Annotated in this window: 22 protein-coding genes; 17 read left to right on the plus strand and 5 right to left on the minus strand. The window is 48.3% G+C overall.

Translation table 11 applies throughout. From position 1 onward, the window contains the following. The 3 genes from FDW95_RS01615 to FDW95_RS01625 all read right to left on the minus strand — a co-directional run. Positions 1-309 (minus strand): Rrf2 family transcriptional regulator (locus FDW95_RS01615; protein ID WP_249358868.1); only part of this gene is annotated, 309 nt, incomplete at its 3' end. Positions 310-321: 12 nt separating this feature from the next. Continuing rightward, the gene (locus FDW95_RS01620; protein ID WP_115258736.1) at positions 322-537 is read right to left on the minus strand and encodes a hypothetical protein; all 216 of its coding nucleotides are present in this window, start codon (positions 535-537) and stop codon (positions 322-324) included. Positions 538-750: 213 nt separating this feature from the next. Next, the gene (locus FDW95_RS01625; protein ID WP_016150454.1) at positions 751-1,179 is read right to left on the minus strand and encodes a helix-turn-helix domain-containing protein; all 429 of its coding nucleotides are present in this window, start codon (positions 1,177-1,179) and stop codon (positions 751-753) included. Positions 1,180-1,268: 89 nt separating this feature from the next. On the opposite strand from FDW95_RS01625, the gene FDW95_RS01630 reads away from it, so the two are divergent. From FDW95_RS01630 to arsC, 9 genes are all read left to right on the plus strand, one after another. Further along, positions 1,269-1,499 (plus strand): YdaS family helix-turn-helix protein, encoded by a 231-nt coding sequence (locus tag FDW95_RS01630; protein ID WP_048235126.1) that lies wholly within the window; start codon positions 1,269-1,271, stop codon positions 1,497-1,499. A gap of 2 nt (positions 1,500-1,501) precedes the next feature. Beyond that, complete coding sequence (locus FDW95_RS01635; protein ID WP_115258735.1) at positions 1,502-2,056, plus strand: toxin YdaT family protein; 555 nt, start codon at positions 1,502-1,504, stop codon at positions 2,054-2,056. A gap of 252 nt (positions 2,057-2,308) precedes the next feature. Further along, positions 2,309-3,220 (plus strand): DnaT-like ssDNA-binding domain-containing protein, encoded by a 912-nt coding sequence (locus FDW95_RS01640; RefSeq protein ID WP_044711522.1) that lies wholly within the window; start codon positions 2,309-2,311, stop codon positions 3,218-3,220. Further along, complete coding sequence (locus tag FDW95_RS01645) at positions 3,102-3,677, plus strand: replication protein P (RefSeq protein ID WP_240500726.1); 576 nt, start codon at positions 3,102-3,104, stop codon at positions 3,675-3,677. The genes FDW95_RS01640 and FDW95_RS01645 overlap by 119 nt, the downstream gene beginning before the upstream one ends. A 123-nt stretch (positions 3,678-3,800) precedes the next feature. Beyond that, the gene (arsR, locus tag FDW95_RS01650) at positions 3,801-4,154 is read left to right on the plus strand and encodes an As(III)-sensing metalloregulatory transcriptional repressor ArsR (RefSeq protein WP_044711237.1); all 354 of its coding nucleotides are present in this window, start codon (positions 3,801-3,803) and stop codon (positions 4,152-4,154) included. A 46-nt stretch (positions 4,155-4,200) separates the two neighbouring features. Then, complete coding sequence (arsD, locus tag FDW95_RS01655) at positions 4,201-4,563, plus strand: arsenite efflux transporter metallochaperone ArsD (RefSeq protein WP_044711234.1); 363 nt, start codon at positions 4,201-4,203, stop codon at positions 4,561-4,563. A gap of 17 nt (positions 4,564-4,580) precedes the next feature. Next, positions 4,581-6,332 (plus strand): arsenite efflux transporter ATPase subunit ArsA, encoded by a 1,752-nt coding sequence (gene arsA, locus FDW95_RS01660; protein ID WP_115258733.1) that lies wholly within the window; start codon positions 4,581-4,583, stop codon positions 6,330-6,332. A gap of 47 nt (positions 6,333-6,379) precedes the next feature. Continuing rightward, positions 6,380-7,669: an arsenite efflux transporter membrane subunit ArsB gene (gene arsB / locus FDW95_RS01665; RefSeq protein WP_044711231.1), complete on the plus strand. Its 1,290-nt coding sequence runs from the start codon at positions 6,380-6,382 to the stop codon at positions 7,667-7,669. A gap of 12 nt (positions 7,670-7,681) precedes the next feature. Further along, positions 7,682-8,107, plus strand: a complete 426-nt coding sequence (arsC, locus tag FDW95_RS01670) for a glutaredoxin-dependent arsenate reductase (RefSeq protein WP_038641366.1) — start codon at positions 7,682-7,684, stop codon at positions 8,105-8,107. Positions 8,108-8,174: 67 nt separating this feature from the next. Here the strand turns inward: arsC and FDW95_RS01675 are convergent, their stop codons facing one another. After that, the gene (locus FDW95_RS01675; protein WP_038641364.1) at positions 8,175-8,471 is read right to left on the minus strand and encodes a metalloregulator ArsR/SmtB family transcription factor; all 297 of its coding nucleotides are present in this window, start codon (positions 8,469-8,471) and stop codon (positions 8,175-8,177) included. A 100-nt stretch (positions 8,472-8,571) separates the two neighbouring features. Here FDW95_RS01675 and FDW95_RS01680 point away from each other — a divergent pair, with 100 nt between their 5' ends. From FDW95_RS01680 to FDW95_RS01710, 7 genes are all read left to right on the plus strand, one after another. Then, positions 8,572-9,663, plus strand: coding sequence for a permease (locus FDW95_RS01680; protein WP_057068807.1), 1,092 nt, complete (start codon positions 8,572-8,574; stop codon positions 9,661-9,663). Between the two features lie 283 nt (positions 9,664-9,946). Then, positions 9,947-10,180, plus strand: coding sequence for a DinI-like family protein (locus tag FDW95_RS01685; RefSeq protein ID WP_115258732.1), 234 nt, complete (start codon positions 9,947-9,949; stop codon positions 10,178-10,180). A 45-nt stretch (positions 10,181-10,225) separates the two neighbouring features. After that, positions 10,226-10,471 (plus strand): hypothetical protein, encoded by a 246-nt coding sequence (locus tag FDW95_RS01690; RefSeq protein WP_079223882.1) that lies wholly within the window; start codon positions 10,226-10,228, stop codon positions 10,469-10,471. A 128-nt stretch (positions 10,472-10,599) separates the two neighbouring features. Next, positions 10,600-10,800, plus strand: a complete 201-nt coding sequence (locus tag FDW95_RS01695; protein WP_115258731.1) for a hypothetical protein — start codon at positions 10,600-10,602, stop codon at positions 10,798-10,800. A 2-nt stretch (positions 10,801-10,802) separates the two neighbouring features. Then, positions 10,803-11,162 carry a RusA family crossover junction endodeoxyribonuclease gene (locus FDW95_RS01700; RefSeq protein WP_115258730.1) on the plus strand — a complete coding sequence of 120 codons (360 nt, stop codon included), beginning with the start codon at positions 10,803-10,805 and terminating at the stop codon, positions 11,160-11,162. Beyond that, entirely contained in the window at positions 11,159-12,199 is a 1,041-nt protein-coding gene (locus tag FDW95_RS01705; protein ID WP_115258729.1) for a DUF968 domain-containing protein, read from the plus strand. The genes FDW95_RS01700 and FDW95_RS01705 overlap by 4 nt, the downstream gene beginning before the upstream one ends. Positions 12,200-12,212: 13 nt before the next feature. Then, complete coding sequence (locus tag FDW95_RS01710) at positions 12,213-12,818, plus strand: hypothetical protein (protein ID WP_115258728.1); 606 nt, start codon at positions 12,213-12,215, stop codon at positions 12,816-12,818. 311 nt (positions 12,819-13,129) lie between these two features. Here the strand turns inward: FDW95_RS01710 and FDW95_RS01715 are convergent, their stop codons facing one another. Beyond that, a complete protein-coding gene (locus FDW95_RS01715; RefSeq protein ID WP_048221177.1) occupies positions 13,130-13,504 on the minus strand; it encodes a FlxA-like family protein in 375 nt (124 codons plus the stop codon). A gap of 144 nt (positions 13,505-13,648) precedes the next feature. Here FDW95_RS01715 and FDW95_RS01720 point away from each other — a divergent pair, with 144 nt between their 5' ends. Next, positions 13,649-13,837, plus strand: coding sequence for a hypothetical protein (locus tag FDW95_RS01720; RefSeq protein WP_048221178.1), 189 nt, complete (start codon positions 13,649-13,651; stop codon positions 13,835-13,837). Positions 13,838-14,365: the final 528 nt, after the last annotated feature.

Raw genomic sequence — 14,365 nt, forward strand, 5'->3', positions numbered from 1 at the left:
CACGGGTTCAAATGAATCAGGCGTATGAGTAACGGCGCGAACGACGTCAGCCACGCTGGGATTTGCTTTGCTAAGGTGGTATCCGCCACCAGCACCACGCTGGCTGGTGACAATTTCACTGGTGCGCAGCTTCGAGAAAATCTGCTCGAGGTAAGACACAGACAGCTTTGATTCCTTACTGATAGATGCGATGGAAACAGGGCTGCCGTTGTAAATCCTGTTGAGGATGGCAACCACCTGAACAGATGCCACCACACGTTTCATTCCAAACTCCATAGTCACTTCCTTACTGATGCTGGCAACAGCCATTGGTCAAACTCGTTATGAACGAACTGCAATCTGTTGGTCGGCAGACGGGTCGCCCTTCTGGGCGAGCATGTAGCAAATCAGTCGAATGATTACTTCAATGCGATTTAGATGTACGGCCTGACACCGCACTGGTTTACGTGCGAAATCGATCATGGATTTATCCTCTTGCGTTGCCCTTGTCGCCAGGCTGGCGGAACGTTGAACCTGCTGCGTGTTAATACTTGTCATCTCATCCGGTGATTCGTATGCCGCCGGCAGCTACTTCGTGGGCGTCCTGCCCCGATGACTGATTTTCTAAAATCAGGCTACAAATAAATATACCAGACGTCAAGATGAAATTGATAAATTACATACCATGATGTGTTTTGGTTATCAGTGGTGAGGCATGTTCGGGCGTAAAAAAGGCCGCTATTAGCGGCCTTAACAACGTAGATTTAGAAACTAGCGTTGAGGATCTATTTTGCGTTTGCGTAAAAACTCAGCCATGAAGGCATCGAGCTCTTCTAGTCTGGTTTTTGCTAAAGATATAAACCTTTCTTGCTCAGCCTCAGGGAGCTGGTCGAATACCTCAAGGAGAGCAGACTGATGTGGGTTCAGAACAGTTTTACTTTGTGTAACTGAAACAATGTGCTCCTCTTCTTCATCGGTCATGAAGAACCAATAAAGCGGCTTTCCAAGCGCTTCGGGCAAGAGTATGAGTTTTTCTTTGCGTGGAAAAATACCTGCGTTACACCAATGGCTAACGGTTTGCGAGTTAACACCTATCCGACGTCCCAGTTCAGATTGAGACATGCCAGCCTCATCAAGAGCTCGTTGCAAACGTTCTTCAAAGTTCATTTTCAGTTCCAAATCTAACCAATAGCCAAGCATACAAAGTTTCCTTTCAAATGTGGCCAGTTAAATTTCTTGACATTGATAAGTATTTTATCAAATATGTGGTACGAAATTTAGGAGGTCGTATGAACGAAAACATTCAAAAGAAGATCATTTCACTGTGTGGTAGCCAATCAGAACTGGCTCGCCGCTTAGGCAAAAACTCACAGACTGTTTCAGTCTGGTTTCGCACTCAAGTCGCCAGCACAGAGGTGCTAAACGCCTGCAGGGCGCTGGATTGGAAAGTCACCCCACACGAAATCAGACCGGATCTTTATCCAAACCCCACTGATGGTTTACCTCAAAAGGAGGCTTAATCATGCAATCAGCCACGTATCAACATCATAGCCAGCGTTTAGCTATTCCGTTGAAAACGGAAAATCAGTTTAAACCCCAGCGCCGTGACCGCATTCAGCACCGTGCCATATTGGCCGCCGTTCGTGAATGGGAATCGACATTACCAGGACAGGCACAGGAACGGATCGCTCAGTTGGTGGCTGAAGAGTGGGCCAAAGCAGATGGCCGCGGAATTTCTGTTAATAAGCAGAATTTATTCCGATATCTGAAAAACGAGGGAGGTTCAGAAAAGTACACGACTTACGTAATGCAGCTGTCAAGCTCAATCATCGCCGCTATGCCAGTTCAGATTGCCAGGAACCACGGCTTAAGTAATGCGAGCACCGAAGCGGAGTTGGTGGCAAGCGCTATCAAAGAATGCAGTGAGGCACACCAGGCGAAATTAATCGGCGCTCCGTTACAGAAACTGGAGAAGGAAATTCGTGAAGCAGCAATCGCATTGTTCAACATGTTACCTGCTGACGCGGCGGGACCACTACTGGCGAGTATAAGCGCCGTAGCGCCGCAATTGTTTTAATCGAGTTTTGACCAATGACCATTATTACTGCAACTCGCGGGGTGAAGTATGCCTAATCCTTTGGCTAAGGCCATGCCTAAGAGTAAGGCTAATAACGAGCCTTACCGTAAGGTGAAGATCACCATGTGGGATGATCCGAAGTTTCGAGCCTTATCACCACTCCCGCCAAGTGGCCAGAGTCTGTTTATTTACCTGCTTACAGGTCCATTCACGGGGATTATCCCTGGGCTGTATAAAGCGGGAAGGGCTGCTATGGCTGAAGAATTAAACTGGGATGTCGAAGCCTTCGACTTAGCCTTAGGCGAAGCCATAGCGTTAGGTATGGTGGAAGCCGACCTTAAAGCCAGAGTTTTTTGGTTGCCTAATGCGGTGAAACATAACCCGCCAGCATCAGTGAACGTGATCAAATCCTGGGCAAGATCGTTTGAATTACTGCCTGAATGTTCACTGAAAGATAAAGCATACGAAGCTCTCAAAGCCGCCTGTTACGGGGTTTCTGACGCTATGGGGATGGCTTTTGATAAGGCTTTCGCCTTGCCTAAGGATAAGGCTAAGTCTTTGGCTAAACCTTTGCCATCAGGTATCCAGAAAGCAGTTAGCAGTAAACAGATCTTAACCCCCTCTCTTAGCGCGGGCGCGATGAATAATTCGACTGGCGAGGAACTACCATCCCCGGCCATGCCCCGATATCTGGACGGTGTTGATGAACCGATCGGGAAATTCAGCATGGCAGATAGCTGGCTTCCCTCCAGAGACTTCCGACAGCGCGCCGCCTCGTGGGGTATCTCCCTGCCTGAACCAGATTACCTTCTGACTGAACTCGCGGAATTCACCGCGTACTGGGAGTCGGAAGGGAAAGTTTTTACGCAAATCCAGTGGGAACAAAAATTTGCCCGACATGTAGCCCGGGTGAGAACGCAGGTAAAACCAGAAACCGGAGGTAACAGTCATGTGGGAGCAGGATCAGAACCAACAGCATCCCGGGCAGTTCAGCAAATTCAGTCAGCCCACGCAGAGTGGCGCCGCAGGAATGGACTTGATGGCGATGGAAACAGCCTGGCGTCTGTGGCAGGTCATGGGGGAGGTGTATTCGAACCGATGGACCCAGAAGAACGGGGCGGAGCCTTCGCCTATCTGGATAGCCCAGATAGGTTCGATGACTGAACAGCAAATTAGACTGGTCTGTCAGCAGTGCATGGAGCGCTGCGCGATGGGAAATACATGGCCGCCTGACCTGGCTGAGTTTGTTTCTCTGGTTTCAGAGAGTGGTGCGAATCCATTTGGGTTGACGTCGGAGCAGGTTATGTCGGAATACCGGCGCTGGCGCAATGAGTCATATCGGTATTCAGGTAGCGATAAATATCCATGGCCTCAGCCTGTGCTGTATCACATCTGCATCGAAATGCGCAGAACGGGTGTAGAACGACAAATGACAGAGGGGGAGCTGAAACGACTGGCAGAAAAATTACTTACGAAGTGGTCGAAGCATGTTGGTAACGGACTAAGTGTCCCACCAATTCGACGTCAACTGGCGGCGCCGCACCATCCGGCGGGGCCAACGCCAGCGCAACTACTGATGGATGAATACAGGCGTCGAAAAGCGGCAGGGTTAACGAATTGAAGAATAAACAAATTGTAAACACGAAATGAAATTCACGTAACTATCATATTTGAATTTTCGAATATGATAGTTGACGGCACTCAACTATTGCAGGAAACTACGGAGAGAATTCAGGAGATTAAAATGGTTGAACTAACTTCTCTACAACTTTTCAAAAATCTCTCAGATGAAACCCGGTTGGGTATCGTGTTATTGCTTAGAGAGATGGGAGAGCTGTGCGTGTGCGATCTCTGCACTGCGCTGGAACAATCTCAGCCCAAGATCTCCCGCCATCTGGCGATGCTTCGGGAAAGTGGATTATTGCTGGATCGCAAGCAGGGGAAATGGGTTCATTACCGCTTATCCCCGCATATTCCTTCCTGGGCTGCTCAGATTATTGAGCAGGCCTGGTTAAGCCAACAGGACGACGTTCAGGCCATCGCCCGTAAGCTGGCTTCAGCCAACTGCTCTGGTAGCGGGAAGGCTGTCTGCATCTAAAAAATTTGCCTGAACATATATGTTTTTTCAAATGTGAGGTATTGAAATGAAAACGTTAACGGTATTTGACCCAGCGATGTGTTGCAGCACCGGAGTCTGCGGTACAGATGTTGATCAGGCTCTGGTCGATTTTTCTGCGGATGTACAATGGCTCAAACAACGTGGTGTACAAATTGAGCGTTTCAATCTCGCACAACAACCGATGAGCTTTGTACAGAACGAGAAGGTCAAAGCGTTTATAGAGGCTTCCGGGGCAGAAGGTTTGCCATTGTTGTTACTGGATGGCGAAACAGTGATGGCTGGGCGTTATCCGAAACGCGCTGAGCTGGCTCGCTGGTTTGGCATTCCACTGGAGAAAGTGGGATTAGCGCCAACAATCTGCTGTGGTGGTAATACTTCTTGTTGTTAAGTATGTCAGGAGGACATATGAACTTCTTACAGAATATCCCCCCTTATCTGTTTTTTACTGGTAAAGGAGGCGTTGGTAAAACCTCTATTTCATGCGCCACGGCGATCCGTCTGGCAGAACAGGGGAAACGGGTGCTGCTGGTCAGTACCGATCCGGCCTCAAACGTAGGTCAGGTGTTTGGACAGACGATTGGCAATACCATTCAGCCAGTAGCTTCTGTTCCAGGATTATCGGCTCTTGAGATTGATCCTCAGGCCGCTGCACAACAGTACCGGGCCAGAATCGTTGACCCCATTAAAGGCATCCTGCCTGATGACGTCGTTTCCAGCATCAACGAACAACTGTCGGGGGCATGCACAACAGAGATTGCGGCTTTTGATGAATTTACCGGATTACTGACAGATGCTTCTCTACTGACCCGGTTTGACCATATCATTTTTGATACCGCACCGACGGGTCATACCATTCGCCTTCTCCAGTTGCCAGGTGCCTGGAGTAGCTTTATTGATAGCAATCCCGAGGGTGCGTCCTGCCTCGGCCCGATGGCCGGTCTGGAAAAACAGCGTGAACAGTATGCCCAGGCTGTTGAAGCATTATCTGATCCAGCACGTACCCGACTGGTTCTGGTTGCTCGTCTGCAAAAATCCACGTTGCAGGAAGTTGCCCGGACTCATCTGGAGCTTGCCGCCATCGGTCTTAAAAATCAGTACCTGGTCATCAACGGCGTTCTGCCCAAAACTGAAGCAGCAAACGATACACTGGCTGCGGCAATATGGGACCGTGAACAGGAGGCGCTGTCCAATCTTCCCTCTGATCTTTCCGGTCTGCCAACTGACACGTTATTCCTCCAGCCGGTCAATATGGTCGGCGTGTCTGCACTCAGCGGACTTCTCTCCACTCAGCCTATAGAGGCGTCATCCTCTGAAGAATACATTCAACAGCGCCCTGACATTCCGTCACTTTCTGCGTTGGTCGATGATATTGCCCGTAATGAGCATGGCCTGATCATGCTGATGGGTAAAGGTGGTGTAGGGAAAACCACGATGGCGGCTGCCATTGCTGTCAGACTGGCCGAAATGGGATTTGATGTCCATCTGACAACATCTGATCCTGCAGCGCATCTCAGCACAACCCTCAACGGCAGCCTCAACAATCTGCAGGTCAGCAGGATCGATCCTCTCGAGGAAACTGAACGCTATCGTCAGCATGTTCTTGAGACGAAGGGAAAAGAACTGGACGATGCGGGAAAACGCCTGCTGGAAGAGGACTTACGCTCACCCTGCACCGAGGAAATTGCGGTATTCCAGGCCTTTTCACGGGTGATTCGCGAGGCGGGTAAGCGCTTCGTGGTGATGGATACGGCACCGACCGGACACACGCTCTTGCTGCTTGATGCCACCGGGGCATATCACCGCGAGATTGCCAGAAAAATGGGGGAAAAAGGCCATTTCACCACACCGATGATGCAACTGCAGGACCCGGAGCGAACCAAAGTGTTACTGGTCACGCTACCGGAAACCACGCCGGTACTTGAGGCGGCAAATTTACAGGCCGACCTTGAACGTGCAGGAATTCACCCCTGGGGCTGGATTATCAATAACAGCCTTTCCATCGCGGATACCCGTTCACCGCTGCTCCGCTTGCGAGCGCAGCAGGAACGTCCGCAGATCGAGAGCGTTAAAAATCTACATGCCAGCCGTGTAGCACTTGTACCCGTACTGGCGTCAGAACCAACCGGCATCGATAAACTCAAACAACTCGCGGGTTAGTTATTACCATCATTCGGGGCAGCATTGCTGCCCTTTCAGGAGGTTATATGTTACTGGCAGGAGCCATTTTTATCCTGACCATCATATTGGTTATCTGGCAGCCAAAGGGATTAGGGATTGGCTGGAGCGCCACGCTGGGGGCCGTACTGGCTCTGGCATCGGGTGTGATTCACATTGCTGATATTCCGGTGGTGTGGAATATCGTCTGGAACGCGACGGCAACATTTATCGCCGTTATTATCATCAGTCTGTTGCTTGATGAGTCAGGCTTTTTCGAATGGGCAGCGCTGCACGTTTCTCGCTGGGGGAACGGTCGTGGCCGCCTTCTGTTTACGTATATCGTTCTGCTCGGCGCGGCAGTCGCGGCACTGTTTGCCAACGATGGCGCGGCACTTATTCTGACGCCGATTGTTATCGCTATGCTCCTGGCGCTTGGCTTCAGTAAAAGCACCACACTTGCTTTCGTGATGGCCGCAGGGTTTATTGCCGATACCGCCAGCTTGCCGCTTATCGTATCGAACCTAGTCAATATCGTTTCGGCTGATTTCTTCAAACTGGGATTCACGGAATATGCCTCGGTAATGGTGCCGGTGGATATCGCCGCCATCGTCGCCACTCTGGTGATGCTGCATCTATTTTTCCGCAAAGATATCCCGCCCACTTATGATATTGCACGACTGAAAGAGCCCGCAAAAGCCATCAAAGATCTGGCAACATTCAGAACAGGTTGGATTGTATTAATTCTTTTATTAGTGGGCTTTTTTGTACTCGAACCACTGGGTATTCCGGTCAGTGCCATTGCAGCAGTAGGGGCAGCAATCCTGTTTGCTGTGGCAAAAAAAGGTCACGGCATTAACACCGGTAAAGTGTTGCGTGGGGCACCATGGCAGATCGTGATCTTCTCGCTGGGAATGTATCTGGTGGTCTATGGGCTGCGTAACGCAGGGCTGACAGAATATTTGTCTGACGTGCTGAACTTACTCGCAGATAAAGGCCTGTGGGCAGCCACGCTGGGAACGGGATTCCTGACCGCATTCCTCTCTTCTATCATGAATAACATGCCTACCGTATTGATTGGCGCATTGTCGATTGATGGCAGTACCGCGTCGGGCGTTATCAAAGAAGCAATGATTTATGCCAACGTCATTGGCTGCGATCTGGGGCCGAAAATTACCCCTATTGGTAGCCTGGCAACGCTGCTCTGGCTACACGTACTTTCACAGAAGAATATGACCATCACCTGGGGATACTATTTCCGCACCGGGATCGTCATGACTCTGCCTGTGCTGTTTGTAACGCTGGCCGCGCTGGCGCTACGTCTCTCTTTCACTTTGTAATGAGATACTGATATGAGCAACATCACCATTTATCACAACCCAGCCTGCGGCACATCGCGTAACACGCTGGAGATGATCCGCAACAGCGGTAATGAGCCGACCGTTATTCTTTACCTTGAGACTCCACCTTCACGCGATGAGCTGGTCAAACTCATTGCTGATATGGGCATTTCCGTCCGGGCGTTACTACGTAAGAACGTCGAGCCATATGAGGAACTGGGTCTTGCCGAAGATAAATTTACTGACGACCAGTTAATTAACTTTATGTTGCAGCATCCGATCCTGATTAATCGCCCCATCGTTGTAACACCGCTGGGAACCAAACTGTGCCGTCCTTCTGAAGTTGTTCTGGATATCCTTCCTGATGCTCAGAAAGGGGCTTTCGCCAAGGAAGATGGCGAGAAAGTCGTTGATGATGCAGGCAAAAAATTGAAATAAGCGACAGGAGAGCCGCCTGTTATTTAGGCGGCTCCTTTATCAAATAAAAACAATGGATTGCCTCGATTTAAATCTTTGGACTGTTGATGCAACATTCTTCGCGTAGAAAATCAATAATCGACTCTAACTTGTCATATTGAGAAACGCAGATTAAGGATCGGCTTTCGCGATTTTGTTTGACCAGACCTACGGAAACAAGAGCGGATATATGATGACTCAGTGTTGAAGATGGAATCGCAAGTTGTTTTTGTAGATCACCTACAGGTAAACCTTGTTCACCGGCTTTAACAAGGTGTTTGAAAATAAACAAACGTGTCGGATGTCCTAATTCTTTCATAGCTTTAGCTACTTCTTCTAGTTGCATGGTGCCTTCCTCGTCTAGTGATATTTCGATAATACCAGAAATATGTTGATCTAACCTCAATAATTCGATTATTCTAGAAATATGATTTATGGGAGGTTTCATGAATAGCTGGATTTCTATGTTTACTAACGCGGCAGAGATGTTCTTGTTTCTTGCTGTCGAGTTGTCTGCGCTTTTTTTTCTGATTAGTGCGGGTGTTAGCCTTATCAGGCAAAAAATTCCGGACCAAAAGATTCAAAGAATGTTAGGGGCGAGAAAGGGGAGAGGTTACATACTTGCATCGCTGTTAGGAGCTGTAACACCGTTTTGCAGCTGCTCTACAATTCCCATGTTACGCGGACTGTTATCAGCAAAAGCAGGCTTCGGTCCAACACTTACATTTTTGTTTGTTTCACCTCTGCTTAACCCGATAATCATTGGTCTGATGTGGGTTACTTTTGGTTGGAAAGTTACCCTGCTATACGCTGTTATAGCTGCAACAGTTTCCGTACTGGCAAGTATTTTGTTAGATGTGCTTGGTTTTGACCGACATATTGTCGAAACATCAAAACCGCTGGCTAGCTGTTGTGGTGTTAGCAGTGGAAAAACTCTTGAAACTAAACTACGGAGTGTTTCAGCTTGCTGTTCTGTATCAAATCAACAGGACATAGGGGCTAATAGTTGTTCTAAACCACAAGAAACGTTTAAGAGTTTCTCAGCATTTCGGGGCACAAATTGTGAATTGAGCTGCGAGACAGGTCAAACAAATAAACAATTCTTCCCGAAAAGTGTAGTAAGAGATCCTGGTGCGATACGTCTGGCATTTCAGGATGCCTGGACTCAATTTAAAGATGTATTACCTTATCTGATGTTAGGTATTGTTATAGGGTCGTTTATCTACGGTTTTATACCTGCAGAGTGGATTGCTGCTCATGCCGGGCATGATAATCCGTTTGCGATTCCATTAAGTGCAGTTATTGGAATACCTTTGTATATACGTGCTGAGGCAGTAATTCCGTTGGCATCAGTCTTGATGGATAAAGGCATGGGAACGGGAGCAGTAATGGCTCTGATTATTGGTAGCGCTGGAGCTAGTCTGACGGAAGTAATACTGCTTAAATCAATGTTCAAAACACCCTTGATTGCTGCATTCCTGACCGTTATTTTGGGCATGGCGATTATTATGGGATACCTGACACAGTTGTTATTTTGATTGGGTATGTTAGACAGAACCAGAAAAAGTTGCAGGGGGGGGCGAGCGTATGAAAGTTGTGCAATCAATCCCCATCAATACAGTTATCCAAATTTAAGGACGTTGATATCTCCATACTTACTATGGTGTTCAAACAACAAGTCCGCATTGGATTGAACCCGCTTCGGCGGGTTTTTTGCATCTAATTGATAGGCAAAGGTTAGCAATTTGTGCTCTTAAGTCATTGATCATTTCAATGTATCGGTGTACTGTACAAATATACAGTATTGCGGTGGAGGCTAATATGAAAGTTGAACTCACCATTGATCGTACTAAAGAACTTCCAAAGGGAGCAGTTCCGGCGCTGGAGAAAGAGTTACTTAAAAGGTTGGGTAATCAGTATGAGAACTGCAGCCTGAGCATACGTCGTGCAGGTTCTGATGGCTTAAGTGTTCTTGGTGGTAACAAGGAAGATAAAGAGAAAATTGAGACGATTCTCCAGGAGACCTGGGAAAGTGCTGGCGACTGGTTTTATTAATTATTTTGGGTGTTGCTTTTATCCCGTTTGCATGGGGGAGTTTAAGTGAAAGAAAAAGTAGAATTGCCCAAAAAAGGCTACGCAGTCATCAGATGTCACGATGGAGTCATCGTTGCCAGACTGCAATCATTTCCTGAGTGTGAGCGCGCACTGATGTACCGTCGCGGTAGCATGGTGTCTTTCATGCCTCTTCAGGATAATGAAATTATTGGTACACCTACGTTATTTACTCAGATGCTGGAAAGGGCTGGTTATCGCGTTACCCAAAAATCTGTTACACTCCCGTCATAGGCCTGAACAACCTATACCTGCTGCGCCACAGGAGAAAAGCCCATGGCGCAAGATCAATTCAAGCAATCCCACATACTGACGTTAACCAACGCCAGCGATTTTCTTTTTGCCGCATCCAGAGGTGCGTTATGAAGAAAAGCTGGTTTCAACACACCCAATTCACCACTGAGCAGGCTGACGAACTGGAAGCCCGCTATCACGCAAAGCAGATTAAGACCGAGCGTAGTCTGGATAATGACTTCATTCACTGGACGATCAGCGCGTTCTTGCCGGAAGTATCTAAGCCTCCTCGTCAGGACAGAACCTGGCAACAACGGATCTGGAGGTGATTGTGAAAGTCTACAATATCACCCCAATGGGCAAGCCCAGAATGACGCGCGCTGACAAATGGAAAAAGCGCCCTGAGGTTCTGCGTTACCGCGCTTTCTGTGATGAAGTTCGTCTGCGGGGTGTTGAGCTGGCGGAAAGCGGTTCACATGTCACCTTCATTCTTCCGATGCCAGCGAGCTGGAGCAAAAAGAAACGGGCTGAGTTCAACGGTAAACCACATCAGGCTAAACCTGATTTCGACAACATGATGAAAGCCCTGATGGATGCCATTTACGAAGATGACGCTCACATCTGGGATTCACGCGTCACAAAATTATGGGGAGAGAAGGGACAAATAATTATCGGGGAGATAGCAGAATGAGGGCGCTGCTGAAGCCGGTGGTTGCGCGTGAGCTTGGAATTGTGCTGCTCAAGCCGGGCAGCGAGCTGATGTCATTATTCAGTTGTGAACGTGTGCTGGTGGAAAGCCAGCCGGCAGGTATGGAACGGTTGCCTGCTGGCCGTGTTCCTGACGTTCGCCAGCCGCTTGCGTGTGACGAGTCGCTGCGACCGTTCTTCCAGGATGAAAAAGTTATTAAGGCTGCTGGTGGTTTGAGTGGCCTTGATTACTGGCTTCTGCGTTATGGCGGTAGCTGCTGCCAGTGGCCACACAGCGATTACCATTATCACGAGTTAACCACTCTGCGTCATGAACCCGGATCGGTTCTTCTGTGTGGACATTGCGATAACCATTTGCGTGACCATTACAGCGAACAACTTGCAGAGCTGGCGAGATGTAATGTTATTAGCTGGATTATCAACAGCATCATGGTGGCGCTGAATCAGGATCCTTCCAGAGAACTGTCGCTGGCGGAGCTATGCTGGTGGGCGGTGCGTATGGGTGTTACTGACGCAATTCCCGAATCAGTAGCCAGTCGGGCGCTTCGTATTCCTTCGAAAAATCATCAGTCAGTCATGCATGAATGCGACATCGAGCCGGGTCTAACCCCCACCAGCATCATTACAGCCAAAGCCAGCACAGTAACCGTGAACATGCCACCAGCGCAGGTGCCTGCGGTTAAGCCCGTAGTTGGTGTTCTGGTCGATCCTGAGTCCCCGCAAACCTATATGAAACGTCCAAAGCGTATCCGTTGGACGGCCCCCCGATATCTGGAATGGATTAAAACACAGCCCTGCGAATGCTGCGGCAAACCATCCGACGACCCACACCATTTAATTGGCTGGGGGCAGGGAGGTATGGCAACGAAGGCACATGATATTTTCGCGATCCCCCTGTGTCGTCAGTGCCATACAGAACTACATAACGACCCGGTGAAGTTTGAGCGAAAGCATGTACCTCAGCCGGTAATGATTATCAGAGTGCTGGATCGGGCTTACGGGCTCGGTGTTCTGGCGTAAGGAGATGAACAGGATGACACCACGTCAACGACGTAATCATTTTGAAGCACTTGGTAAAGCAGCATCTGCGCCGCGTAAAAGCTGGCTGGGGAAATGCATCCTCCTGACGGGGATCCAGTCCGGATGGATTAAATCCCTGCTCACTACATGGGGTGATGGTGTGGGTGGAAAAACAGCACCACGTATGCCGCGAGGACACGCGTGCTGGTATGTACTTAAGGGACGGAACTGGTCAGATAAGGCGCTAGAGCGCTTCACCGCGGCGTTGAACCAGGCTCGAGAAGAGGGATTCCGTGGGCAGCAGGCAATGAACAGGGCGCACAGCATTCTCTGGCCCCAGTCACCTGCCAATGTGATTGATGAAGCCCTGCATAATGATGATGTCGATTTTGTTGAGCAATGCGTACTGCAGGCGCTGGATATAAACGATCCGGTTTATGTTGTTGGTCTTCAGTATTACACCACCCGAAAAAAAGTCTCAGACATAACCCGGGAACTGCAGGCGATTGCGCCATGGCTGACACAAGAAAAGGCCAGAGAGCGAGTGAAGTGGTGTTTACAGATTTTCAGAGCAAAGGTGTTCTTGTCAGCGAAAGCACTTTTGGAAAGCAAGGAATAATATTTTTGCTTTTTTGTGCTGTTTTTTGTGTCTGGTATTGAAAACTACCCAGAAAATTAGATAATCCATTCATACTTGGCAGAGCTGTGCCACGATGGCAGCGACGAAAAGCGAACAATTTGAATATAACGAGAACCCCGCCAGCGCGGGGTTTTTGCTTTCCGGCGATACGACAGGGGTATTCGCGAGGTGTATTACACCAGTACCCCTGTCATATCGCCGTGCTGAATCGTTAACTTGAAAACAAGTTCTCACAACGCTCCAGTGCTTTTTCGTTTTTAACTCAAAGGAAAAATGGTTGGGGGTAGCTGCTAAACGTAGACATCAATATTTTTAGTATTATTCCCTGCAACGTTCGAACCTGATTTGTCACTTACCGTAGGTAATGCTCCCGATACCATTTGGTTTTTTTCTGCTTCTTGTTTTTGTAATTGAGCAATTTTTGCGTATATAGACTCGATTTGCCTTTGAATCATTTCCATCTGCTGTTTAAGCAGTTTTGCCTCATCTTCGGAGGTTACTTCATTTATTTTTGAACCCATGGCGCTGAGCTCTTTTGTCAACTCACCAATTTGTTTTTTCAGGTTTTGAATTTGTTGTGAAACAGAGTTGCCAGTACTTGAAGGTGCTTGTTTTACTGTGCTTTGCAGTATGTCCTGACTCAAAGTGCTAACTGTCATACTCATGGTGGTTCCTCCGGGCTTACATTTATTACCCATTATCGTCATCTTTCGAAATTACTTTATTAGCAAAGGTTAAGTTGTGGCTTCCTGCACCACAGCATTATTTGTACCACTCTAAACTATCTGCTGAGTATCGCGGAGGAGCTTATGAAAGAAGGTTACTACTGGATTCAGCATGTCGGTGTTGTACAGGTGGCGTACTACACGAATGACACTGTTGATGATCTGGAAACGGGTAAAACAATCACAGGTGTCTGGCATCTGACCAGAGGCGATGACATTTGTCATAACGGTGAAGCAGAGGTGTTTGAAGGTCCTCTTACTCCACCTATATAAACAACCGCACTTACTTCGAGGCAGCCGCATGGTGGCCTTTTCCATTTCGGGCTCACGGGTATCACTCTCTACGTGCTTTGTTGATAAATCAAGCCCGTGAAGTCTGATCCTTTTAGAATAATAGTGCTGTTTGATTGCAGGTTTTTCTTATTGGTTCTAAAGTTATAGAGCATCTAGTAAAAGCTCTCGTTTTGATGTAATTGTGATGAATCCCCCTAAGCGGAGGGGTGAAACTGACAGTAAACAAAGTCATGGAATGACATGCTTAGTGCACACGGGTCATGGTTTGTCAGCCAAAGGTCCACCGGGAGGCACCCGGCATCACGTTAATCAAAATACTTCTTTTCAGGCCCACTCCATGGAATGGGCCTTTTTCTTGCATTTTGATAGTGTAATTCTAGCTAACGGAATGTCATCTAAGCGCGTGGCGATTCATTTCTTATCGAACTACAAGTACAGGGCAACCAGCGTGTCGGACAACGGCGGCTGCATTCGATCCTAAGATGGACTGACCCCACGCCCGTAGAC

Origin of the sequence: Citrobacter sp. wls718 (genome assembly GCF_005280945.1) — a bacterium.
Lineage (GTDB): Bacteria > Pseudomonadota > Gammaproteobacteria > Enterobacterales > Enterobacteriaceae > Citrobacter > Citrobacter gillenii.

Coding starts and splice junctions, on each gene's coding strand:
- FDW95_RS01620 (WP_115258736.1), bottom strand. CDS start 537: ATGACAAGTATTAACACGCAGCAGGTTCAACGTTCCGCCAGCCTGGCG.
- FDW95_RS01625 (WP_016150454.1), bottom strand. CDS start 1,179: ATGCTTGGCTATTGGTTAGATTTGGAACTGAAAATGAACTTTGAAGAA.
- FDW95_RS01630 (WP_048235126.1), top strand. CDS start 1,269: ATGAACGAAAACATTCAAAAGAAGATCATTTCACTGTGTGGTAGCCAA.
- FDW95_RS01635 (WP_115258735.1), top strand. CDS start 1,502: ATGCAATCAGCCACGTATCAACATCATAGCCAGCGTTTAGCTATTCCG.
- FDW95_RS01640 (WP_044711522.1), top strand. CDS start 2,309: ATGGCTGAAGAATTAAACTGGGATGTCGAAGCCTTCGACTTAGCCTTA.
- FDW95_RS01645 (WP_240500726.1), top strand. CDS start 3,102: ATGGAAACAGCCTGGCGTCTGTGGCAGGTCATGGGGGAGGTGTATTCG.
- arsR (WP_044711237.1), top strand. CDS start 3,801: ATGGTTGAACTAACTTCTCTACAACTTTTCAAAAATCTCTCAGATGAA.
- arsD (WP_044711234.1), top strand. CDS start 4,201: ATGAAAACGTTAACGGTATTTGACCCAGCGATGTGTTGCAGCACCGGA.
- arsA (WP_115258733.1), top strand. CDS start 4,581: ATGAACTTCTTACAGAATATCCCCCCTTATCTGTTTTTTACTGGTAAA.
- arsB (WP_044711231.1), top strand. CDS start 6,380: ATGTTACTGGCAGGAGCCATTTTTATCCTGACCATCATATTGGTTATC.
- arsC (WP_038641366.1), top strand. CDS start 7,682: ATGAGCAACATCACCATTTATCACAACCCAGCCTGCGGCACATCGCGT.
- FDW95_RS01675 (WP_038641364.1), bottom strand. CDS start 8,471: ATGCAACTAGAAGAAGTAGCTAAAGCTATGAAAGAATTAGGACATCCG.
- FDW95_RS01680 (WP_057068807.1), top strand. CDS start 8,572: ATGAATAGCTGGATTTCTATGTTTACTAACGCGGCAGAGATGTTCTTG.
- FDW95_RS01685 (WP_115258732.1), top strand. CDS start 9,947: ATGAAAGTTGAACTCACCATTGATCGTACTAAAGAACTTCCAAAGGGA.
- FDW95_RS01695 (WP_115258731.1), top strand. CDS start 10,600: ATGAAGAAAAGCTGGTTTCAACACACCCAATTCACCACTGAGCAGGCT.
- FDW95_RS01705 (WP_115258729.1), top strand. CDS start 11,159: ATGAGGGCGCTGCTGAAGCCGGTGGTTGCGCGTGAGCTTGGAATTGTG.
- FDW95_RS01710 (WP_115258728.1), top strand. CDS start 12,213: ATGACACCACGTCAACGACGTAATCATTTTGAAGCACTTGGTAAAGCA.
- FDW95_RS01715 (WP_048221177.1), bottom strand. CDS start 13,504: ATGAGTATGACAGTTAGCACTTTGAGTCAGGACATACTGCAAAGCACA.
- FDW95_RS01720 (WP_048221178.1), top strand. CDS start 13,649: ATGAAAGAAGGTTACTACTGGATTCAGCATGTCGGTGTTGTACAGGTG.